The organism is Desulfatibacillum alkenivorans DSM 16219, assembly GCF_900142135.1.
Lineage (GTDB): Bacteria > Desulfobacterota > Desulfobacteria > Desulfobacterales > Desulfatibacillaceae > Desulfatibacillum > Desulfatibacillum alkenivorans.
Genome location: NZ_FQZU01000041.1, coordinates 1 through 20,244, shown reverse-complemented (window position 1 = coordinate 20,244; position 20,244 = coordinate 1). Strand labels below are relative to the sequence as shown.

Annotated in this window: 19 protein-coding genes, 1 tRNA gene and 1 other RNA gene; 5 read left to right on the top strand and 16 right to left on the bottom strand. The window is 54.4% G+C overall.

From position 1 onward, the window contains the following. Nucleotides 1-36: 36 nt before the first annotated feature. From BUE18_RS22720 to hisB, 12 genes are all read right to left on the bottom strand, one after another. Nucleotides 37-1,344 carry an HPr family phosphocarrier protein gene (locus tag BUE18_RS22720; protein WP_073478455.1) on the bottom strand — a complete coding sequence of 436 codons (1,308 nt, stop codon included), beginning with the start codon at nucleotides 1,342-1,344 and terminating at the stop codon, nucleotides 37-39. A gap of 2 nt (nucleotides 1,345-1,346) precedes the next feature. Further along, nucleotides 1,347-2,519, bottom strand: coding sequence for a SufB/SufD family protein (locus BUE18_RS22715; RefSeq protein WP_073478454.1), 1,173 nt, complete (start codon nucleotides 2,517-2,519; stop codon nucleotides 1,347-1,349). Next, nucleotides 2,516-3,268, bottom strand: a complete 753-nt coding sequence (locus BUE18_RS22710) for an ABC transporter ATP-binding protein (protein WP_073478453.1) — start codon at nucleotides 3,266-3,268, stop codon at nucleotides 2,516-2,518. Before BUE18_RS22710 ends, BUE18_RS22715 begins: the two co-directional genes overlap by 4 nt. Nucleotides 3,269-3,360: 92 nt before the next feature. Then, nucleotides 3,361-3,748, bottom strand: an RNA gene (rnpB, locus tag BUE18_RS22705) — RNase P RNA component class A. Nucleotides 3,749-3,754: 6 nt separating this feature from the next. After that, a complete protein-coding gene (locus tag BUE18_RS22700; protein WP_073478452.1) occupies nucleotides 3,755-4,471 on the bottom strand; it encodes a zinc ribbon domain-containing protein in 717 nt (238 codons plus the stop codon). Between the two features lie 17 nt (nucleotides 4,472-4,488). Then, nucleotides 4,489-5,292 carry a Nif3-like dinuclear metal center hexameric protein gene (locus tag BUE18_RS22695; RefSeq protein ID WP_073478451.1) on the bottom strand — a complete coding sequence of 268 codons (804 nt, stop codon included), beginning with the start codon at nucleotides 5,290-5,292 and terminating at the stop codon, nucleotides 4,489-4,491. Between the two features lie 192 nt (nucleotides 5,293-5,484). Further along, nucleotides 5,485-5,557, bottom strand: a tRNA-Ile gene (locus tag BUE18_RS22690). 52 nt (nucleotides 5,558-5,609) lie between these two features. Further along, nucleotides 5,610-7,397, bottom strand: a complete 1,788-nt coding sequence (gene rpoD / locus BUE18_RS22685) for an RNA polymerase sigma factor RpoD (protein WP_073478450.1) — start codon at nucleotides 7,395-7,397, stop codon at nucleotides 5,610-5,612. A gap of 17 nt (nucleotides 7,398-7,414) precedes the next feature. Next, the gene (gene dnaG, locus BUE18_RS22680; protein ID WP_073478449.1) at nucleotides 7,415-9,214 is read right to left on the bottom strand and encodes a DNA primase; all 1,800 of its coding nucleotides are present in this window, start codon (nucleotides 9,212-9,214) and stop codon (nucleotides 7,415-7,417) included. A gap of 348 nt (nucleotides 9,215-9,562) precedes the next feature. Continuing rightward, entirely contained in the window at nucleotides 9,563-10,315 is a 753-nt protein-coding gene (gene hisA / locus BUE18_RS22675) for a 1-(5-phosphoribosyl)-5-[(5-phosphoribosylamino)methylideneamino]imidazole-4-carboxamide isomerase (RefSeq protein ID WP_073478448.1), read from the bottom strand. Next, entirely contained in the window at nucleotides 10,312-11,010 is a 699-nt protein-coding gene (locus BUE18_RS22670; protein WP_073478447.1) for a hypothetical protein, read from the bottom strand. The genes hisA and BUE18_RS22670 overlap by 4 nt, the downstream gene beginning before the upstream one ends. A 2-nt stretch (nucleotides 11,011-11,012) precedes the next feature. Next, nucleotides 11,013-11,615, bottom strand: coding sequence for an imidazoleglycerol-phosphate dehydratase HisB (gene hisB / locus BUE18_RS22665; RefSeq protein WP_073478446.1), 603 nt, complete (start codon nucleotides 11,613-11,615; stop codon nucleotides 11,013-11,015). A 289-nt stretch (nucleotides 11,616-11,904) separates the two neighbouring features. Here hisB and BUE18_RS22660 point away from each other — a divergent pair, with 289 nt between their 5' ends. From BUE18_RS22660 to BUE18_RS22640, 5 genes are all read left to right on the top strand, one after another. Continuing rightward, complete coding sequence (locus BUE18_RS22660; RefSeq protein ID WP_073478445.1) at nucleotides 11,905-12,573, top strand: outer membrane beta-barrel protein; 669 nt, start codon at nucleotides 11,905-11,907, stop codon at nucleotides 12,571-12,573. 239 nt (nucleotides 12,574-12,812) lie between these two features. Beyond that, nucleotides 12,813-13,850 carry an FRG domain-containing protein gene (locus BUE18_RS22655; RefSeq protein WP_073478444.1) on the top strand — a complete coding sequence of 346 codons (1,038 nt, stop codon included), beginning with the start codon at nucleotides 12,813-12,815 and terminating at the stop codon, nucleotides 13,848-13,850. A gap of 243 nt (nucleotides 13,851-14,093) precedes the next feature. After that, a complete protein-coding gene (locus tag BUE18_RS22650; protein WP_073478443.1) occupies nucleotides 14,094-15,611 on the top strand; it encodes a class I adenylate-forming enzyme family protein in 1,518 nt (505 codons plus the stop codon). 81 nt (nucleotides 15,612-15,692) lie between these two features. Beyond that, the gene (locus tag BUE18_RS22645) at nucleotides 15,693-17,288 is read left to right on the top strand and encodes an acyl-CoA dehydrogenase family protein (RefSeq protein WP_073478442.1); all 1,596 of its coding nucleotides are present in this window, start codon (nucleotides 15,693-15,695) and stop codon (nucleotides 17,286-17,288) included. Nucleotides 17,289-17,391: 103 nt separating this feature from the next. Then, entirely contained in the window at nucleotides 17,392-18,015 is a 624-nt protein-coding gene (locus tag BUE18_RS22640; protein ID WP_073478441.1) for a TetR/AcrR family transcriptional regulator, read from the top strand. Here the strand turns inward: BUE18_RS22640 and BUE18_RS22635 are convergent. From BUE18_RS22635 to BUE18_RS28075, 4 genes are all read right to left on the bottom strand, one after another. Next, nucleotides 18,004-18,783, bottom strand: a complete 780-nt coding sequence (locus tag BUE18_RS22635) for a GNAT family N-acetyltransferase (protein WP_073478440.1) — start codon at nucleotides 18,781-18,783, stop codon at nucleotides 18,004-18,006. The two genes, BUE18_RS22640 and BUE18_RS22635, sit on opposite strands and share 12 nt — an antisense overlap. A gap of 21 nt (nucleotides 18,784-18,804) precedes the next feature. Further along, a complete protein-coding gene (locus BUE18_RS22630; protein WP_073478439.1) occupies nucleotides 18,805-19,377 on the bottom strand; it encodes a P-loop NTPase family protein in 573 nt (190 codons plus the stop codon). A 10-nt stretch (nucleotides 19,378-19,387) separates the two neighbouring features. Continuing rightward, nucleotides 19,388-19,744, bottom strand: coding sequence for a hypothetical protein (locus BUE18_RS22625; protein WP_139264626.1), 357 nt, complete (start codon nucleotides 19,742-19,744; stop codon nucleotides 19,388-19,390). 14 nt (nucleotides 19,745-19,758) lie between these two features. After that, nucleotides 19,759-20,244, bottom strand: a 486-nt coding sequence (locus tag BUE18_RS28075; RefSeq protein WP_170868280.1) for a hypothetical protein, incomplete at its 5' end; no start/stop codon positions are given.

Here is a 20,244-nt window from a genome sequence, read left to right as displayed (position 1 = left end):
ATCAGAGCATGAAAAAAATAGGCGGGCCGCCGCCCGTTATTTTAAATAGCCCAACTCTTTGGGCAAAGCCACCCCTTTACCCATGGAGTCCTCTCCATAATTGACGCTGGCCAATATGGCCAGGTCGTGCAAAGCGCGGACGTCTCCGGTGAACATCACCTCGTCCACGTTTTCCTTTTTTATCTTACCGCCGGCCCATTGCATGTCCAACACGCTGCTGGCGTCAAAGCGGTCGCCGTTTACGATCATCTCCACCTGGCCGCCGTAATGCTGCACCACTTTGGCCACCATCAGGGACGGCCGGGAGTGAAAGCCCAGCTTTTGCGGCACGCCCACGGTGATGGAATCCCGTTTCATGTTTTCGTTCAGGACTTCCTGGGCCAGATTCATACCCTGAGTCAGGAATTCGCAGACGTAAAACAGGCCGTAGTTCACCGTGACTTCAAGCAGTTCATCGCCGTTGATCAGTTCCATCAGGCGATCGCTGACCTGTTTGTATACGTTCTTGAATCCGGCGTCCAATAAATGCCGTTCGTAATAGTGCAACAGGCCGCCGGTGAACTCCAACAAGTGCAGGACAATGGAAAAATAGCTGCGGAACTTCTTGAGCCCGCGATTGCCGGACCGGTATCCGCCATGGATCACGTAAGAGTCAAACTCGCTTTGGAGGTTATGCACCACCATCTCGTATTTGCGAATCTGCACTTCATTGGCTTTGGACGGAACCAGGTTCTGGATTTGCTCAATGGTCAGGGGCTCATAAAAGGCGAGATGATCGAATGTTTTGACAATATTTAAAAACTCGCTGGCCAGGCCGACGATGCTCTCTTTCTTCTGATGCTTTTCGGCGTCGTCGATATCAGACTCCAGGATCTCATCCGTAGAAACTCTGGGAAAGTCGGAAGGCGAAAACATGTCGTCGGGAACGGGGATTTGCAGGCGTCTGGCTTCCTCCAGAATAGCCGGAGCAAGGCGTTGGAGGCATTTGGTTAAGAAGGCCAGGGCCCTTTCCCCCTGGGCGTCGAAATCCTTGGGGGATTCCAATTCGTAAAAGGGCATGCGGTTGAAAATGTGCTTTTGCGAGTACGCAGCCCTGGAAAGGTGCCTGACCGTTGCGCACAGCTCCCTGTAATAATACCAGTTTCTATTATTCTTGGCGCCGTGGAAATCGAGCAAGTCCTCCAATAGCTGCGAGGAGGCAATCAACAGAGAGTAAAGCCTTTTGGTGAAGGTGTCCCTGTCCGGCTCCACTTGCATGAGGTATTTACAGCATTTAAGGTAATCTGCGGAAAAAATCGCTACTTTTTCCTGAAAACTAAGCTCCCTGGGCGCGGCGTCCGTCATAATCAGAACATATCCTTCTCGGTTTCGCTAATCACTTTATCCAGGCGTTGTTTCAGGCCCGACGGCAACCCCTCAATATCCACGTTCAGAAAGCCCCGGACAATGGTGGAAACCGCTTCTTCCTCGGTCAACCCTCTGGCCATGAGATATTCAATTTCCCGGTTGTCAATTTTTCCCACCGCTGCTTCATGGGACATTTCCACGCCCGGCACATGCGCTTCCAACTCCGGAATGGCCAGCATCAGGCCGTCTTTGAGAATCAGCCCCTTGCATTCCAGGTGGGCTTTGACTTCGGGCACCAGGCCCACCAGCTTGCCTTTGGCCAGGATGTCGCCGCCGAAAGTGATCGCCCGGGAGATGATTTCCGCCTTGGTTTCCGGCGCCTCCAGGATGACGTTGGAGCCCACATCCAGGGTGCTGCCCTTATCCGCCACCAGAATGCTGTTAAAACGGGCTACGGCGCCTTTTCCGCGCAAATGGGTGGTGGGGGACATCTGGAGCGACCCGACGGGCCGCAAAGAGATGTAATTGGATATGAGCACGCCGCCTTCCTCCACGTAGCCCACGGTCCGGGGCCGGACGTTCACTTCCTTGCCCCAGTCGTGAATCATGGTGAAAGAGAGCACCGCGCCTTTTTTAACGTAAAACTCGGTAATGCCCACGTGCAGGCCGGATATGAGATGGGGCGAGGTGGCGCATCCGTTGATAATGGAAAGGTGCGAGCCTTCCTCGGCGATCACCAGGTTGTGCACGTTCTGGGCGAATTGCTCTTTTTCGATATACAGGCAGGACTGGACCGGCGCCTGGATGATCTGGCCGGGCTGGCTGCGGATGAAGTACCCTTCCGCGGGCTGTTCGTGCGCCCAGGAGGTGTATTCGTCCTTGCCGGGATCCACGCCCTTCCACAGGTAGGAAGACAGGTCGAACTTATCCTTGGCCTGGGTGATGGACATGATGTCCACCCCTTTTTGCTTGGTTTTACTATGGAGGACGGACTGATCCTTGACGATGAAGGTGCCGGCCCGGAAGTCTTCGGAGGCGTCCACGCCCACGCTCAGAAACTTGTCGGCGTCCGCCGGGTTGATGGCTTTCAGGTCCGCAAGGTATTCGTGATTGGTCCGGCCTGCTTGATAATCGGACAAGCGAGGATTTTTTGCTTGGTTGTCATTTTTCATTGAGGGCACCCCACGCATTCCGCATAACCGTATTCACGGATCCATTTGAGGATTTCCCGGGCGTTTTGGCTGCACCGGAGCACGCCGTCGTACAGGACCTGTCCGCGATCCGCAGTGATGTAGTCCAGGATGTATCCTGTGTGAGTGATGACCAGGCACGACTTTTTCTCTCTTTTTGAGGGAAGGCTGCATGTGGGATTTTTGGGAATGCCCCGATGGAGCAGGCGGTTGATGGCGTCGCCCACCACGGCCATGTTTTCCAGGTCCACGCCGCTTTCCGGCTCGTCCAAGAGCAAAAGATCCGGCTCCTGGGCTTGCAGTTGCAGCAGTTCGGAACGTTTGATCTCGCCGCCGGACAGGTTTTCGTTCACGTCCCGTTCCAGAAAATTTTTAAAGGAGAGATCTTCGGCCAGAGCGTCGATGTCCGTGTTTGGATTTTTCCGGCAGATTTCCACCAGGGTGCGGGTTTTAAGGCCATGGATGGTGGGCGGCCGTTGGAAAAGCACCCCTATGCCCAGCTCCGCACGCTCGTTGATGGGCATAAAAGTGACGTCATGCCCTTTAAAGGTGATTTTACCGTGGGTGACCGTGTAGCCGGTAAAGCCCATGATAGTCATCATCAGGGTGGTCTTGCCCGATCCGTTGGGGCCGAACAGGACGTGGGTCTCCCCATCGGGAATTTCCATATTGACGTTTTTCAGGATGGGTTTGCCCCCCACCTGCACGCCCAGGTCTTCGATAAGCAGCATCGCGCTATTCCTAGTAAAGGTTAGTCGTGTTCCAGCCCCCTCCGGGGAAGGGGCCCGGCCATCCCTGCTATTTGGATCAAGGCAGTTTAGCGGGTCAAAGGAAACCGTAAGCCGAATTCTGTTCCCTGGTCGGGTCGCCCCGGCCAGGGCGGCGGCCATTCATCTAAGGGCGCCGGTTGCCCGGCGCCTCTTGCAACCTACCCGGGAGCCTACAGCGGGCCGCTGCATGAGCTCCCCTATTTGGTCTTGCACCGGGTGGGGTTTACCCAGCTTCCCCGATCGCCCGGGGAACTGGTGCGCTCTTACCGCACCATTTCACCCTTACCGGGCAGGCCCGCTCGAAAGCGAGACTGCCAGGCGGTATACTTTCTGTTGCACTTGCCTTCGCGTTGCCGCGACTCCGCGTTACGGAGCACCCTGCCCTATGGTGTTCGGACTTTCCTCCGGGAGGTGAAACCCGGCGGCCGCCTGGTCTCCTCTGGCCCGCTATTCTTCTTCCGGCTTTCGCCAATATAATATACGGTCGCAATGCGGGCAAAACAACAATCTGTCGCCCACCTGCAATTCATTGTATGTCTGGGGCGGAATTCCCATGTGGCAGGCCTTGCATACGGCGTCTTCCACCGCGGCCATGGCCATGGAGTCCCTGTTGCGCAAAATCAAATTGTACCGGGACAAAATTTGCGGTTCCACGGATGCGCAGATTTTCGCCCTGGAGGACTCGAAGGTTTTGAGCTTTTTTTCCACGTCTGCCGAGCGGGAGGAAACGTTGGCGGCTTCATCCTCAACCGCCGTGGCCACGGCCTTCTTTTCTTCTTCCAGGCCGCTTATGACTTTTTGGGTTTCCTCCACCTGGGTCATGATCTCCATGACCTCTTCCTCCATTTCGGTAATCCGTTTGGAGCCGTCGTCGATCTCTCTAAGCAGGGCTTTGTACTCCCGGTTGCTTTTTATGGACGAAAGGCGCTCACGGCTTCTTTCCGCAAGGGCTTTCGCAGCCTCTATTTCCCCCTCCAGTTCCCTCTGCCTTTTCTGCACGGCTTGCATTTCTTCCGTCCGGATGCTGATTTTCTCGGCCAGTTCCTGTAAATCGGTTTCCAGAGAGGTGAGCTTGGCGCGCCCCTCCTCCAGTTCGATCTGGACCTTGTTGGCCTGGTCGTCAATATCCTGTAGCTGAACCAGTGCTTGAATTTGTTCTTTCACAACTCCTCCGTTAAAAGTCAATAAATGGCAAAAGGGTCTTGTTCCAAACTGCAGGGTTCTGTGATTACATCCAGCCCCTGAGCGTCGCATTGTTCCTGAATGAAATGGGCCATGGCCTCCACCATAAGGTGCTCCGAGGCGAAATGGCCCACGTCTATACACGCCAGTCCGGCGTCTTCCACGCTGCGTGCGTGGTGGTATCCCATGTCTCCGGTAAGGTAAACCTGAGCCCCAGAAGCAAAAAACTCCGGGAGCAGCGAAGAACCGCTTCCGGAGCATAGGGCAATTGCGTCCACCTTTAGATTTTTGTTTCCTACCGCCCGGACCCACTTGAGGCCCAGGCGCTCCTTGACCCGTGCGATAACGTCCTCCAAGGCGCCCGGTTCCGGCAAGCGGGCCACGCGTCCCAGTCCGGGCTGGTCCGCCTGGCCGGGGACAAGGTCCTTTTCGGACTCCAGGCCAAGGCGTCGGGTCAGGATGTCGTTGACTCCCCCGCGGGTTTTGTCCAGGTTTGTATGGGCGGAGTACAAAGTCAGATTATGCCTGACGGCCATGGAGACGATTGTTCCCATGGGCGTGGCAAGGTCCAGGCTTTTCAGGGGGCGAATAAGCAAAGGATGGTGGGTGAAAAGCATGTCCACGTTGTTTTTACAGGCGGCTTCCACCACCATGGGAAGAGGATCCAGGGCCGTCCAGACCTTTTTAACCGGATCGTCCATGCGGCCAAGGGCCAGGCCGGTGTTGTCCCAGGTCTCCGCCAGCGCTGGAGGCGCTGCGTTTTCAATGATTTCAACTATGTCCCTGACCCGGGCCTGCGGCATTGGTCGCCTCTCCCCTTCGCTAAATGAAAAGAGGCGCGGTGTGTGCTGCCCGCGCCCCTTTAGTCCTGGAGGGTGTTTTGTGATGCTTCCCTGTCCAGTATTTTACAATTGTGTTTAGCAATTTCCTTTTCCCCTAACGTCCAGACTCCTTTGGCGCCCTTGGACCATGCTTTCGGGCCTTTAGGGCGATGATGGGCCCACCTGGGTTCGAACCAGGGACCTACCGGTTATGAGCCGGTGGCTCTTCCAGCTGAGCTATGGGCCCATTCCCAAAGCAATCTGGGCATAAAACACCACATTGGGGATGATGTCAAGCCTTAGAGGTCAATAAAACTCTTAAGTTTTTGACTTCTAGAGGGATGACGCAGCTTGCGCAGCGCTTTAGCCTCAATTTGCCTGATGCGTTCCCTGGTGACAGAGAAGTCTTTCCCTACCTCTTCCAATGTATGGTCGGCCTTTTCTCCTATGCCGAACCGCATGCGCAGAACCTTTTCCTCCCTGGGAGTCAGCGTGGCCAAGACCTTTCTGGTCTGCTCCGCAAGGTTCAAGCTGATAGCAGCCTCCGAAGGAAGCATAAACTTCTTGTCTTCAATAAAATCGCCCAAGTGGCTGTCCTCCTCCTCGCCGATGGGGGTCTCCAAGCTAATGGGCTCCTTGGCGATTTTCAGCACGCGACGGACCTTTTCCAAAGGAAACTCCATTTTTTGGGCGATTTCCTCGGGGGTGGGCTCTCTCCCCAATTCCTGGACCAAATAACGAGAGGTCCTGATCAGTTTATTGATGGTCTCAATCATGTGCACCGGTATACGGATGGTCCTGGCCTGGTCGGCGATGGCCCTGGTTATGGCCTGCCTGATCCACCAGGTTGCGTACGTGGAAAACTTATACCCTCTGCGGTATTCAAATTTATCCACCGCCTTCATTAAGCCTATGTTGCCTTCTTGTATCAGGTCAAGAAATTGAAGGCCCCGGTTGGTGTATTTTTTGGCAATGCTCACAACCAGCCGCAAATTTGCGCGAATCAGCTCGGCTTTTGCATCCTTGGCCTTGCCGCGGCCCGACCAAATGCAGGCCCGCACCCTTTTCAGGGCCAGGCTGTTGGCCTTCAGGGCCAGTTCCCGGTCGCGGATGGCAGTTTGTATTTCCACCACCTGGTAGTAATATACTTTAAGCTGGGATTCGTCCAAATCGCAGCACTCGCCGGCCCAGGAGCAGAAATCCTCCAGGCAGGAACAGTGGTTTCTGAGGTCGGAAACCGCCACCCCCAGATTCTGGGCGCAGCAGTTCAAGCCCTCGTGCTGGGCTTCGAACCAGTCGATCTGGCGATAAATCTTGCTCTCGATTTCACTGACCACTTGGTGCTCCAGGCGCCAGTCCTTCAACAGGGCGAAAATACGCCTGTTCCGGCGGTTGACGCTTCTGCGGACCCGGCGGCGTTCTTCAGGATCCAGGGGGGGCCCGGAGCCGAAGAGCTTTTCCCGGAACTCCATATTTTCCTGATGGATGGCGGCGATGCTGTCCAGAATCTCCGAGATGCGCGCCAACTGGGTGGACTCATCCACAAAATTCTCGCCTTCATCCACGTCCCGGAGCACATCCTTCAGGCGAACCTCGCCCTCGGCCATTTCGTTCCTGAGCTCTATCAAATGCTCCACACCGATGGTGGTTTCCAGAAGGGCTTTCAGGACTTCCTGCTCCCCTTCTTCGATTTTTTTGGCGATCTCGATTTCCCCGTCCCGCGACAGGAGGGAAACCATTCCCATTTCACGAAGATACAGCTTGACCGGGTCGGAAGATCCTCCCGCATCCAGAAGGTCGGGCTTGGGGACTTCCGGTTCGGAATCCTGGTCCTTGGAGTCATCGTCCAGTTTTGAGGAGTCGCTGACCGTGATTTTTTTGCCGTCCAGGATCTCGATGTCCATCTCATCGAACATCATAAGGGTGTCGTCAATTTGATCGGAGGACACCATATCTTCGGGGAGGGCTTCGTTTAACTCATCATAGGTTAAATATCCCTGCTTTTTGCCTTTGGAGATAAGCTCCTGTAGTCCGGCCTGCGCTTGCTTGATTTCTTCGGACTTTGCCTTCCCTTTTGCCTTTGCCATGGAGTATCGCTCCTTTGCTAATATTTGGCCCCGACCTTGAGGTTCCGGGCCTGTAACGCCTTCAACAACTCGTTCTTTTCAACCAATAAACGAAGGGCCAGGTCGTGATGGCCTTCCGTCTGGGCTTGCTGAATTCTTCTGTCCAATTCAGCATGGTTCCTTCGGGTGATGCTTTTTTCAAACTGGTCTATGATCGCCATACACCCCGGGAGCTCCAATGGGTCGTCATGGGACAAAATCCGCGCCAACAGGCTCCGGTCGTCCTGTTCCACGGCCAGGTTCATAATGCCTGCGCCGCCGGGATCCCCTCCCGCCTGGATGAACTCCAGAATGCGCAGGCCCAGGGCCCGCACCCGATTGGAGGAGAAATGCTTGATCAACCGCTTTTCCGCCACTTTCGGGGCGCATTCCGGGCAACGGACCATCATTTGCAAAATGGCCGTTTCCATCCTGTCCGGAGCCGGTTCGGCCGGTTTGGCGTGTTGTTCGTGGACGGTTCCCGGCAGTCTTTTGGGTCGGGTTTTTGCGGCGTCCCTTACCGCGTCAAGCACTGCCGCCTCGTCCACGCCCAGCTTTTCGGCGATTTGCTTAATGTACAGGGAACGGGTTACGCCGTCCGAGACGGCTGCCACCTGCTCCTTGATCTCCGCCACGACATTGGCCTTGCCTTCAATGGAGAGTCCGTGCCTGGCTATAGCCGATTCCATGAGAAATGGAATCATATCCTGGCTATTTTCGGCAGCCTCCAAAAATTCTTTAGCGCCAAAATCGCGAACAAAGGAATCAGGGTCGTGCCCTGCAGGCAGGACAAGCACCTTGGCCTGCACCTTTTCGGCTTCAAAAAGAGGCAGGCTTTTCCTGGCTGCGTTGATTCCCGCCGTATCCGAGTCAAAGACCAGCACCACCTTTTTGGCGTACCCTTTTATTATGCGGACATGGTCCGGGGAAAGGGCTGTACCGCAGGTGGCCACTGCATTCCGGACGCCGTGGGCGTATAGGGCCAGGACGTCAAAATAGCCTTCCACCATGAAGGCGACTCCGGTTTTCCGGCACTCCTGGCGCGCCTGATACAGGCCGTAAAGCATCCGTTTTTTATCATAAATGGGCGTCTGGGGAGAATTGAGGTATTTGGGCAGGGCGTCATCCATCACCCGTCCTCCAAAGCCTGCAATTCGTCCGCTAATATCGTGTATGGGGAAAATAATGCGGTTGCGGAACCGGTCGTAGACGTTTCCGCCGCCTTCCTTTTGCACCAGCAAACCGGCTTTTTCGGCCCTGTGCGGAGGAACCCCTTTCCCTTGCAGGAAACCGGAGAGGGCCCGCCATTCATCCGGGGCGAAGCCCAGCATAAAGGTTTCGAGCACGTCCTGGGGCATTTCCCGTTTTTTCATGTATTCCCTTGCCTGGGACGCCTGGGGGGCGTTGAGGCTTTTTACGAAAAAGTCCCGGGCAAAGTCGTTGGCCGCATAAAGGGCGTCCCTTTCGGCCACGATTTTCTGCTGCTGCGGCGTCATTTTTCGGGGGGCGAGTTCAATTCCCGCGCGGGCGGCCAAAGAGGCCAGGGCTTCGGGGAATGTGAGATTGTTCTGGCGCATGACAAAGTCGAAGACGTCCCCTCCTTCGCCGCATCCAAAACAGTGGAAGAACTGGCGATCCGGGTTCACGGAAAAGGAAGGGGTTTTTTCGGCGTGGAAAGGACATAGGCCCACGAAGTTATTACCGGCTTTCTTCAGAACCATGTAATCCGAAATCACGTCTACAATATTGACGGAGTTTCTCACATGGGAGATCTGGTCGTCCGGAGAAAAACGAGCCAAAATACATCCTTTCAAAAGGAACCAGGGCCGGCCGCAAAATGCGTCCGGCGGCGAACAAAAAAGAGCCAGGGGCTATAAAATACGCAAGGCCCGCGTCTCAGGACGCAACAGTAGCTGAAGCATCCGGTGAAGACGTGAGCCCATCCGGGAATTGGCCCCTTGGCGAGCCAGCTTATTTTGTGCGGCGGTAATCAAAAAAACTTTTAGCCCCCCTGGCAAAAAGCCTGACGCCACGAAACACGATCATCAACCATCAGAAGTTAGTGACAGCCTGACCGCTTGTCAAGAAATTTTTTTCAGCTTATTTTAAAAAGGGCCTCGACCGGTTGATCAAGGCCCAGGGTTGGATCAAAAAGGATTGTATTCCGGGTCGACGCCTTCCATGGCCACGGAGACGGCTTCGGCCAGATCTAAGGTTCCCACATACAATGCGCGTCCTGTAATGACGCCCACCACGCCGTCTTCGGCCAGGGTTTTCACCGACTTGATGTCCTTGATGGTGGAAACGCCGCCGGAAGCCACAACGGGTATGGATATGGCCTGGGCGAAAGCCCGGGTCTGCTCTATATTGGGGCCTGTTTGCATGCCGTCCCGATGGATGTCCGTAAAATTGACGGCCGCCACCCCGGCGTCCTCAAAGGAGCGGGCCAAATCCACGGCCTTGACGGAAGTGGTCTCCGTCCAGCCTTCCACGGCCACCATGCCTTCTTTGGCGTCAATGCCCACAATGATCTTGCCGGGAAAACGCTTGCAGGCGTCCTTGACCATCTCGGGATTGCGAATGGCCTCGGTGCCGATGATGATATTGGAAACGCCTAAATCAAGATAGGTTTCCATCGTGGCGAGATCGCGAATTCCCCCGCCCACCTGGACCGGTTTTTTGACCGTTTCCAGAATTTTTTTGATCGCGTCCAGGTTTTTCGGGGTTTTTTCAAAGGCCCCGTCCAGATCCACCACATGAATGCGAGCGGCGCCCATGCCCTCCCACTTGGCGGCCATGGCGGCGGGGTCGTCGGAATATACAGTCTGGGCGTCGGCCCGGCCTTGACTAAGGCGGACGCACTTGCCCTGGCGAATATCAACAGCAGGTATAACAATCATTGTTTGGGAAAAGTCTCCAAAGCTTTGTCCAGGCCGCCGGCCGCCAGTTTTTCGGCCGTAACCCAGGCGCCGCCTCTTTTTACGAATTTACTGAAATCAAACAGGTTTTCCGAAAGGGCCTTTTGGGTTTCGTCGTAGCGGCCGGACCACAAAATTTTCTGTTGGGAAACCTGCAGCAAGTGCACGTCAAAGGCCACGGAGGCCGGGGTGTCCACGGAAAAGGCTTTGCCCACCCGGTTGCGAAAACGGTACACATGGCCGGCGGCCACCCCGTCCACGCCCATTCTCCGCCCCACCTCGCAAACCATCTGGCGGGAAAGAATAATGGAGTTATGGGCGCTCATGACCTCTTCAAGCACGCCCTCGGCGTCTTCAAAAGGAATGGGCGTAAAGCCGGTTTTTTCCTCCAGAAAGGTAAACATTTGCTGGGTCATGTAAAGACAGGCGCCCTCCTCCACGGGTCCGGTCTCAAAGGCCTGGCCCGAAATGGGAGACCGCACGCCTTCATCCAGGCCGTACAGTTCGGCCATGTCCACAAAGGGGAGCACCAGAACGGTTTTGATTCCCTCGGCGTTGGCGGCGGGAGCGGGAGGAGTGGAAGCGCACCCCGCCCAAAGCAGAACAGCCGCGGCCGTTAATGCAACGCATGCCGCGGCGACTGGCCTCTTACGGCCCCTTTTTCCCAGAACTGGCATATCTACAAAACCCCTTTGGTTGAAGGTATACCCCGGACGTCGGGATCTATGGAAGCAGCTTGGCGCAGAGCCCTCCCCCACGCCTTGAACACCGCCTCGATCATATGGTGGTCATTTTCGCCGTAAGGGACCTGAATGTGACAGGTCGCTCCGGCTTTATTGACAAAAGCCCGAAAAAACTCCTGGGGAAGTTGGGTGTCGAACTCTCCGATGGACGGCCCTGCAAAGGGTACGCTAAAGACCAGGAACGGCCTGCCGGACAAATCCAGGGCGACCTGGGCCAGCGCCTCGTCCATGGGAACGACGGAAAAGCCGTAGCGCCGGATTCCCGCGCCGTCGCCCAAAGCCTTTTTGAAAACCTCCCCCAAAACCAGCCCCACGTCCTCCACCGTGTGGTGCAGGTCCACTTCCAGGTCCCCCACGGCCTTGATCTTCAGGTCAAAACGGCCGTGGCACCCGAACAGGGTCAGCATGTGGTCGAAAAAACCGATGCCCGTGTCCACCTGGACCTCCCCGGTCCCGTCCAGGTTCAGGGCGATTTCCACCTGGGTCTCTTTGGTGGTCCGGCTGAGCGAACCAATTCGATTTTTTTGCTTGGTTTCCATGATTATCTCCCCATTAACCCGGATTATTATATGGATCGAAGGCATAAGTCAATAAGCCGCAGCAATTCCCTTTTCCTCTGTTGAAAAAAGAGGCTTTTATCTTGAAAAACCCGTCAGGTTTTAATACCATGGCCCAGTATGAATTTTCGTTATGCAGGGAGGGGAAGCCAGACGCCGGGGGGGCGCCGCTTTACATCCGCATTATCGGGCGCTATCGCCCTCCATCAGGCTTTTCGGCCTTTCCTCGTCCGCATCCGTTGCAACCACCTTTTTAATTCAGGAGAAAACAATGAAAAAAATCCTGGTGTTAGCCTCCGCCTTGCTGATTCTTACGGTCGCGGCCGGCGCCGCATACGCGGGCGACGGTTTGGGCGTTTATTTTGGGGCGGGCGGGTCCTACGCTTTTGAGTGCATGGATATCGACGAATATAATGGATATTACGTGCGTGAATACGGAGTCTCCCCTGAAGTGGACGGGACCTACGGGTTTTACGCCTTGTTTGGAGCGCGCATTCCCATTCCCGAAAAAGCCCGCATCGCCCGCTTGTTCTTTTTTGAGTTGGAAGGCAATTATCTGCCCGGATTTGAGGGATCGGAGGAATCCCTACTCGCCGCAACCAAGGGCGCCAAACTGGACGTGGAACTGGACGTGACCACCATAACGGGCGCTATCAAATTCGCCCCAAAAATCGGAGATATAGAGGTTTTCAGGCCTTACGCCTCCCTGGGCGGGGGGCTTATGATCGGAGAAATCTCCACCACCGCCTCATACAAAGGCAAAACCGTGACGGGCGGCAACACCGAGCACGACCCCTGCTTCAAAGCCGGCCTGGGCTTTGATTATTATTTGACCGAATCCATTTCCCTGAACATGGAAGCCACATACGTCACCGGCTTTCACGACCTGGACGAGGTAAAGTACGTGAACGGCTCCGCCGGCCTGGCCTTCCATATGTAAGACGTCAAGCCTTCAAAGCTAACTTACGCCCCGGCCTGTTTCTTAAACAAGCCGGGGATAGCAAATAAAGTGGTCGAGGAGATTTGCCTACATGTAACCATTTAACAATATACAATTTTCATGCTCGCACCGAAACGTTACGAACTAACCGGTAACATCTCTCAATAGATGCGCGAAGTAAACTATAACCATCAATATTATCCTGTAGTATCAAATAGATGCAAGAGGCCATAAGTCAAATGACTACTACTGCCAGAGATATTATTAATAAATTGATCCAGCAGCAGGCCATCCAACAACAATGGGCTGCACAACATTTTGAAATCATGGAGGACGGTCACTTTTCGGCCATTGCCATCAATGGCAAACAATGCGTATTGGCACCATACCCTGAGTTTTCAGCACTAATCTATCGAGGGCAAAATCAATATTATGAACCCTGCAAATCTTCCTTGTATCGCACTTCTTTAAGTAAAATTGAAAGATTTATTGCTGAAATGCGGATTGCCGAGTTTCACATTCTACTATCCTCTCACCCAGCGGTTATTGATTTTGCAAGTTGGTCGGTGATGGGGCTACGAATAAAAATTGACTTTGAAGGACTTGCTCAGCATTTTGGGTTAGCAACACAATTAATTGATTTCACATCAAACCCACTTATTGCAGCTTTTTTTGCCTGTTGCGAGTATGATAGAAAATCAAAAAGTTATAAGCCCATCCTTCAAAGCACACAAAAGGGGGTCTTCTATACATATTTTGAGGCAGCAGATGTTGGAGATCCGACAGGGCCAAAAATCCCCCACTCATCCATAGTCGGTTTACAACCTTTACGTCGACCAGCCGAACAATATGCATGGTGTTATCGTCTCCCAAAGCGGGCTTCCTTAAATAGTAGGCCTTTTCTAACTTGCACACCATTCCTTCACGATCGAAGAGTATCAATAAAGGTGTTTGAAAGGTTTGAAGGAGGCGAACAACTATTTCCATCTGATCCCCTTGCCGAAAAGGCTTTACACATTTCTCTAACCAAAAAGTTTAGTCAAAACGCATTTCAAATGGCGATGGCAAAGCATGGTAAAAAAATGAAGCAAGGTTCAACCTTGAACGCACTGAAGCGCAAAGGCATTGCAATCATAAATACACCAACAGTTGCCTTTAGTGAGACTGAACAACAGGAAATATCGAAAGATTGGGATGCAAGAAAACCTTACCTTTTTTCTCGAATTCATTTTCGTAAAGCATGCCCGGTATATGCCAGTGCTGACGACTCTCTATGATAAGTCATATAGAGTATTCTTCCGACCGCTTGACTCCAGCAACAGACAACAACGTGTATTTTCACCCCCAAAATAATGTTCTTATCGCATTGGCTGCCCATTAATCAGCAATTCTAATAACCCTACCTGCATCAATAAAATGACTGCCTACCGATTTTCCTTGACGACCAGGAACGCTTCATTTATTTTGCGAACAGTGTTCTGTTTTATGATCAATCATCACGAGGGAGGAGTAGACTTAACATGCAAACCAATCTAGGACGCATTCTGGCCAATAGAGCCTTTTTATCGCCCAGCCTGGAAGCCTGCGTAGGCGCTGACTATCGCTATACTTTCGCCCAGGAAAACGCCCGGGCCAATCGCTTCGCCTCCGCCTTGAAGGCCAACGATTTCAAAAAGGGAGACCGCATTGCGGTGCTTTGCAAAAACAACGAGCACATCATCTGCGCCTTGATGGGCGCGGCCAAGGCGGGCGTGATAACCGCCATTTTGAACTGGCGGCTCACCGCCCCGGAACTGGAATACATCCTGAACAACTGCGGCGCCGAAATGCTGATTTACGACGACGCCTTCGCGCCCGTGGTGGACGAGCTTAAAGGAAACATTCCGGCCCGCCTGTTTGTGAGCAAGTTCGCGGATGGCAGGGATCTGGACTTTGAGGATTTCCTGGCGCAAGGCTCGGAAGAGGAGCCCTCCATAGAAGCAGGCGGGGACGATCCCTGCGTGATCATGTACACCTCGGGCACCACGGGAAAGCCCAAGGGCGCCATGATCAGCCACAACAATGCATTTTGGGCGTCCCTGGGCCTGACCCACACCCTGCCGTGGGCGTACAAGGAGCGCTATCTGCTCGTGGCGCCGTTGTTCCACATCGGCGGGCTATCGCCGGTGTTCGCCAACATTCACAAAGGCCTTACCACGGTCTTTATGCCGGATTTCGATCCTGTCGGCATGTACAAGACCATCCAGGACGAACGCATCAATTTTATGATGACCGTGCCCTTGATGCTCATGGCCATGGCCATGGTTCCGCCGGAGGTCGTGGAGAAGTTCGACCTGTCCAGCCTGAATTTCTTTGTGTGCGGCGCTTCCCCCGTGCCGCCCTCTTTGATCCATCTATATAGTGAGAAGGGATTTAAAATCGCCCAGGTATACGGGGCTACGGAATACACCGGCGCCATCACCTTCTGGACCCACGAAATCGGCATGGACAAATGCGCTTCGGCAGGCAAGCCGGTTTTCCACGGCCAGGTCAAGGTCTGCAAGCCGGAAAGCGACGAAGAGGTCCCGGCCGGCGAAGTGGGCGAACTGTGTTTGTTCGGCCCCCAGGTGTTTTTGGGGTACTGGAACAATCCCAAGGCCAGCGAAGAGGCTTTGACTGGCGGATGCTACCGCTCGGGCGATTTGGGAAGAATCGACGAGGACGGCTGCGTGTATGTGATCGACCGCTTGAAGGACATGATCATCAGCGGCGGCGAGAACATTTATCCGGCGGAGATCGAACAGGTCCTGCAATCCCATCCGGCGGTGGCCGAAGCGGCGGTTACGGGAAGGCCTGACGAAAAATGGGGCGAAATTCCCGTGGCCCACGTGGCTGTCCGTCCCGGCGAAACCGTAACGGAAGAGGACATTCTCCAGGTCTGCCGCGACAATCTGGCTGGCTTCAAGCGGGTCAAGGAAGTGCATTTTGTGGAGGCGCTGCCCAAGAACTCCACTGGCAAAATATTGAAAACCGTTTTAAGAGAAGAGTTGGCCAAGTAGTTCCGGTCATGGGGCGTTTTCCTGGAAAGCGCCCTTCTTTCCAAACTCCAGCCCCAAATTCCTTTCGAAAGGAGTAAGACCATGAGCTTGCCGGATCGCAACAACCCATACAGCTTTAACGCTTTTTTAGATTGGCGCGAAAACGTGGACTATTACGCCGACGACCCCTTCGCCCAAAAAGTCGTCCGGACTTTTTGCGGCGACATGGCCGACGAGGTGGACGCTGCAGCCAGAGAGACGTCCAAGAAGGCCTCTTTCAAATGGCGCAAACTGTCCGAGGCGCTTGCCTGGCCGGAAAAGCGGCCTTATATGAAGCATTACGACGGGCACAGAAACCGCATAGACCGGATTGAGCGCCCCGTGGAGACCCAGATTGTGGAGAAGGAGGTTTTCTCCGAAGCCTTGTTCTCCAAGAACACCCATCCCTGGGTCAAGCTGATCAAGATGTTCCTCATGTACCAAAACGGCGAGTACTGCGTCTCTTGCCCGTTGACCTGCACCGAGGGATTGGTGGCGGTCATCGAGCCTTTCGCAGACACTCCGGAACTGAAAGCCATCCTCAATCATTGCAAGGAAGGGGTGGACGGCGAATTCGCCATCGGCGCCCAGTATCTTTCGGAAATCCAGGGAGGCTCCGACGTGCCTTCCAACCTGGTGGAGGCGGTGAAGGAAGACGGCGTCTGGAAATTGTACGGGACCAAGTTTTTCTGCTCGGCGGCGCATGCGGATTACGCCATGGTTACGGCCAAGCCCAAGGGCTCGGAAAAGGTCGGCCTGTTCGTCATGCCCTCCTGGCTGCCCGGGGACAAGGAAAAGGAACGCCGCAACAGCTTCACCATCGATCGCATCAAGTGGAAAATGGGCACCAGCGAGCTGCCCACGGCGGAGCTCACGTTAAACGGCGCCGTGGCTTACCAGGTGGGGCCCTTGGATCGGGGACTGGCTAACATGGTGGGCGTGGTGCTGACATACTCCCGCTTGACCGTGGGCCTTTCCGGCGCGTCCTCCATGATCCGGGTATGGCGCGAGGCCGCAAAATACTGCGAATTCCGCGAAGCGTTCGGCGTGAACATCAACTTCTTCCCCATGGTTATGGGCCAGTTGGCGGACATGGAGCATACGGCCAAAAGAACCCTGGCGGGCGCCTTCCGCCTGTACAAGGAAGTTCTGGATCTGCCCGGCGGCTTTTTGGGCGCGTCCAAGGACGAAGACGACGCCATGAAGAAAAAGCGCTTTATGGTGCGTGAGTTGGTCATGCTGCAAAAAATCTGCACCAGTTGGGATTGCCCGGACGTCGTGCGCGCCGCCATGAGCATGTTCGGCGGCCACGGCGTGATGGAGGATTTCTCCGCCCTGCCCAGGCTGTACCGCGACGCCGCAGTAAACGAGTTGTGGGAAGGCCCCCGGAACGTGCTTTTGACCCAAATGCACAGGGACCTGCAAAAAGCGGCGGCGTGGCTCCCGCCCCGGGAATTGGCGGGAAATATCCTTGCGGGCAGGGACGAAGGTCTGATAAAAGAGTTCCAGGATGAAATTGAACAAATTTTTAAACACCCCAACCTGTTTGAAATGAGTCCTGAAACCATCGCCGTATGCAAGCAGTGGGACAGCTTCTGCCACAGGCTGTATCACGCATACCAGGATCAAGCGCTTGAAATGGTGGAAAGCCAGGACTGATTAATCCGGCCTATCTTTAATGAATCGCCCCGGGGGACGCTCTGCTTTGCGGAAAATCCCCCGGTTTTTTCATAGGGCGGCAAAACAAAGGACCCACTCAAAAATGCCCAAGCAGCACGCAACATTCGCCAGCCTCAAGGAAGAAGAACGCAAAGCCCGCCAGCGCGTGATCGTGGACGCCGCGGAAAGGGTGTTCGGAAAAAAGCCTTTCGAGCAGGTGAGCATGCGTGAAATCGCCCAGGAGGCGGGCATAGCGGCTTCGTCCATCTACAGGTATTTTCCTGACCAGCAAAGCCTGTTTGTGGAGGCCTTTGTGCAAGGAACGAAGGAAATCATCCACCGGGTGGATCAACGCATAGCCGACGGCGGAATCTCCAACTTGTCCGACTTTGTGCTGATTTACATTGATTTTCTCATCGAGCATGACCATCATTTTCGCATGATGGCTAACTTCATGATGGGCGGTCAGTTATCCGGCCCTTTGCTGGAGAAACTCAACCAGGCGGCCCGTTCCATCCTGGAGCAATTCGACCGGATTATCGAAGGCAATGCCAAGCCTGAACAGCTCAGACTCCACTCCCACGCCTTGTTCGCCGCGCTGAACGGCATCCTCATATCCTTCCGCAACTATCCCGGCCGCGAGCCCCAAGACGTACGCCGGCACATGGAGAAATTGGCCAAGCTGGCGGCCTCCATGTGCGAAAGCCACTTGAAATCAGGCGCCTAATCTCTTTTTCATGATGTTTTTAAACCGGGTGTCGCTAATGGGATGATAGCTGATAATCTCCCCGTCATGGATAAGGCAAAATGATCCAAAGGGGCAAGGTCCGTCCTGAACGGCTTGCACGTCCTGCAAATCCAGCACCTTGACCTGCAGTTTCAGATTATTGGCCGATTCTGCAATGGCCGCAACATTCCTCTCTGTGTAGGGGCATTGGGACGAACGCAGGATAACGAGTCCCTGGCCGTATTCTTGCAAGGATTTCTGCATATCCGGCTTAAACCCGGGAAGAGGGGCTTGGTCGTTCAACCGATAAACCATCAATTCAAAGTCGGGCTTTGTTTTGTCCACCGTAACAAACCTGTTTTTCAGGAATATTTCCTTACCCGCCATGAACGAGCCTTTTCTGGCAACCGTCGCCACGCCGTACAAACCCTGCCTGCGGGCGTCCTGGAGGCATTCGTTGATCAATGCAGAGGCAAAGCCCCGGCCTTTGAACTCCTTTTTGAATCCCACAAACAGGCAATGGATAAACAGATATCCGGCGGCATCCACAGGGCGATGGGCGAACTCGCCCGGAATATATTCGATCATGCCTTGATAGCCTCCGGATTGCGAGATTAGGGCTTTAATCCGCAAACCCTTGGGATGGTGTTCCTTCACCCACTCAATTTTCTTCGCCAAGCCCGGATTCTTCGCGGCGTCCTTATAACCGCAAACGCCGTATTCCGGAATATTCTCCGGAGTCAGGTCTATTATTTCAAAAACGCTCATTTTATCATTCCATTTCGCAGCCTAACGGCGCGCCCAGATATCGTACAGATCCATAAGGGCCAGACGCAGGTTGCCGTTGCGGGCGTGAAAAAGCCGGAAAGAATGCTCCGGCTCCAAAGGGGAGTCCTCAGGCAAAAGGCGGTTGGCCAGGATTTGAAGCAGTTCCGGCGTGGCGGTTGTTTTCAACAGGGTGGGCAAAAGGCCTGGGGAATGGGAGGAAGCCACCAGAATTCCGGCTTTTCGGGTCTTAAAAACAAAGGAAATCCATCCCAGCCGCGACAATTGCTCAGCGCCGTCCAGCAAAACGGCGCTTTGAAGGTCAAGGCCTGAGCATATTTGCCGGACTTCCTCCCTATCCGGCCGTTTCCGTTCCTGGTTCAGCCGCAATAAATGAACAGTATATCCCTCCCTGGAAAGCCGGCGCTTTAGCTCTTCCAGGAAGGTGGTCTTGCCCGTGCCTTTGGGGCCGACTACGGCGCCGCGGCCGCTTTGATTTTTCAAGCCGCCCAAAATCCGTTCCCAGTCCGTGCCAATGGGGATGTACGGCAGGGAGTCCATGTAGCGGCTGGCAAAGGGGTTGTCGTGGGCTTTCATTGATTCGGCCTTACAGGACGATTTCCTTTTCAAAGGGGCTTAAAACGAATTCCTTGGCGCAGACCTCTTTCACGCCCTTGATGTCCAGCTCCACCCCCCAACGGAGGGTGATGAGGGTTCCTGAAAAACTGTACGGCGCAACGGGCAGTTTAAACTTGAAGGACCGGTTATCCTGCTGCATGGGCTTGTCAAAGACCAGTTGGTCCTCCACCTGGCTGTCTTCCGTCCCCTTGCCCATGGTGTACCAGAATAAACGCACCCGAGCCGCCTTGGGCCTCTTGTCCAGATACCATGAAACCTGTCCTGTTATGGTTTCTCCCGGCTTGAAGATTGTTCCGCCGTCCAACTGCACGTTCATCATAGTCATAGTGAGGTCCCTTGTTAAAAACGCCCCTCCTGCAGGGGATGGATGCTTATTGTGTAATCGTTTTTGGTGTCGGGCCATTTGGGGATGTCGCAATGGGCCTTCAGCACCCACATGATTTCGTTGTTGCTGCTTTTGAAGGTGTGCATGGTTTCTTCAGGAATTGTAATGCGCCCCTGCCCCCTTTGCATAAATGCGGAGTTGGTCTGCTCCGTAATTTCCGCCTGATAAAAATTATGGGTGTCGGTTATGGTGTCCGTCCCCCGCCTGTACGAGGCGGCTTCCGTCCCTGTCAGCGTCAAGGTGAACCGGCTGATTCTGCTTGCGCTGCCTTTGAACTCCCAGCTGAAGGATACCTCGTCCCCTATGCAGATGAAGTCGGAAAACAGGGTGATTGTCAGCTTGGGGTTAAACGCAGCCAGGACGGCGTGAAAAAAACCGAAGATAATGGCGATCCCTATGAGAACGAAAATCGAAATGAAAATCGTAAACCCGATGGACCC

What these genes read in the sequence shown, in the direction of transcription:
- BUE18_RS22720 (WP_073478455.1), bottom strand. Translation starts at nt 1,344, where the DNA reads ATGACGGACGCCGCGCCCAGGGAGCTTAGTTTTCAGGAAAAAGTAGCG.
- BUE18_RS22715 (WP_073478454.1), bottom strand. Translation starts at nt 2,519, where the DNA reads ATGAAAAATGACAACCAAGCAAAAAATCCTCGCTTGTCCGATTATCAA.
- BUE18_RS22710 (WP_073478453.1), bottom strand. Translation starts at nt 3,268, where the DNA reads ATGCTGCTTATCGAAGACCTGGGCGTGCAGGTGGGGGGCAAACCCATC.
- BUE18_RS22695 (WP_073478451.1), bottom strand. Translation starts at nt 5,292, where the DNA reads ATGCCGCAGGCCCGGGTCAGGGACATAGTTGAAATCATTGAAAACGCA.
- rpoD (WP_073478450.1), bottom strand. Translation starts at nt 7,397, where the DNA reads ATGGCAAAGGCAAAAGGGAAGGCAAAGTCCGAAGAAATCAAGCAAGCG.
- hisA (WP_073478448.1), bottom strand. Translation starts at nt 10,315, where the DNA reads ATGATTGTTATACCTGCTGTTGATATTCGCCAGGGCAAGTGCGTCCGC.
- BUE18_RS22670 (WP_073478447.1), bottom strand. Translation starts at nt 11,010, where the DNA reads ATGCCAGTTCTGGGAAAAAGGGGCCGTAAGAGGCCAGTCGCCGCGGCA.
- hisB (WP_073478446.1), bottom strand. Translation starts at nt 11,615, where the DNA reads ATGGAAACCAAGCAAAAAAATCGAATTGGTTCGCTCAGCCGGACCACC.
- BUE18_RS22660 (WP_073478445.1), top strand. Translation starts at nt 11,905, where the DNA reads ATGAAAAAAATCCTGGTGTTAGCCTCCGCCTTGCTGATTCTTACGGTC.
- BUE18_RS22655 (WP_073478444.1), top strand. Translation starts at nt 12,813, where the DNA reads ATGACTACTACTGCCAGAGATATTATTAATAAATTGATCCAGCAGCAG.
- BUE18_RS22650 (WP_073478443.1), top strand. Translation starts at nt 14,094, where the DNA reads ATGCAAACCAATCTAGGACGCATTCTGGCCAATAGAGCCTTTTTATCG.
- BUE18_RS22645 (WP_073478442.1), top strand. Translation starts at nt 15,693, where the DNA reads ATGAGCTTGCCGGATCGCAACAACCCATACAGCTTTAACGCTTTTTTA.
- BUE18_RS22640 (WP_073478441.1), top strand. Translation starts at nt 17,392, where the DNA reads ATGCCCAAGCAGCACGCAACATTCGCCAGCCTCAAGGAAGAAGAACGC.
- BUE18_RS22635 (WP_073478440.1), bottom strand. Translation starts at nt 18,783, where the DNA reads ATGAGCGTTTTTGAAATAATAGACCTGACTCCGGAGAATATTCCGGAA.
- BUE18_RS22630 (WP_073478439.1), bottom strand. Translation starts at nt 19,377, where the DNA reads ATGAAAGCCCACGACAACCCCTTTGCCAGCCGCTACATGGACTCCCTG.
- BUE18_RS22625 (WP_139264626.1), bottom strand. Translation starts at nt 19,744, where the DNA reads ATGACTATGATGAACGTGCAGTTGGACGGCGGAACAATCTTCAAGCCG.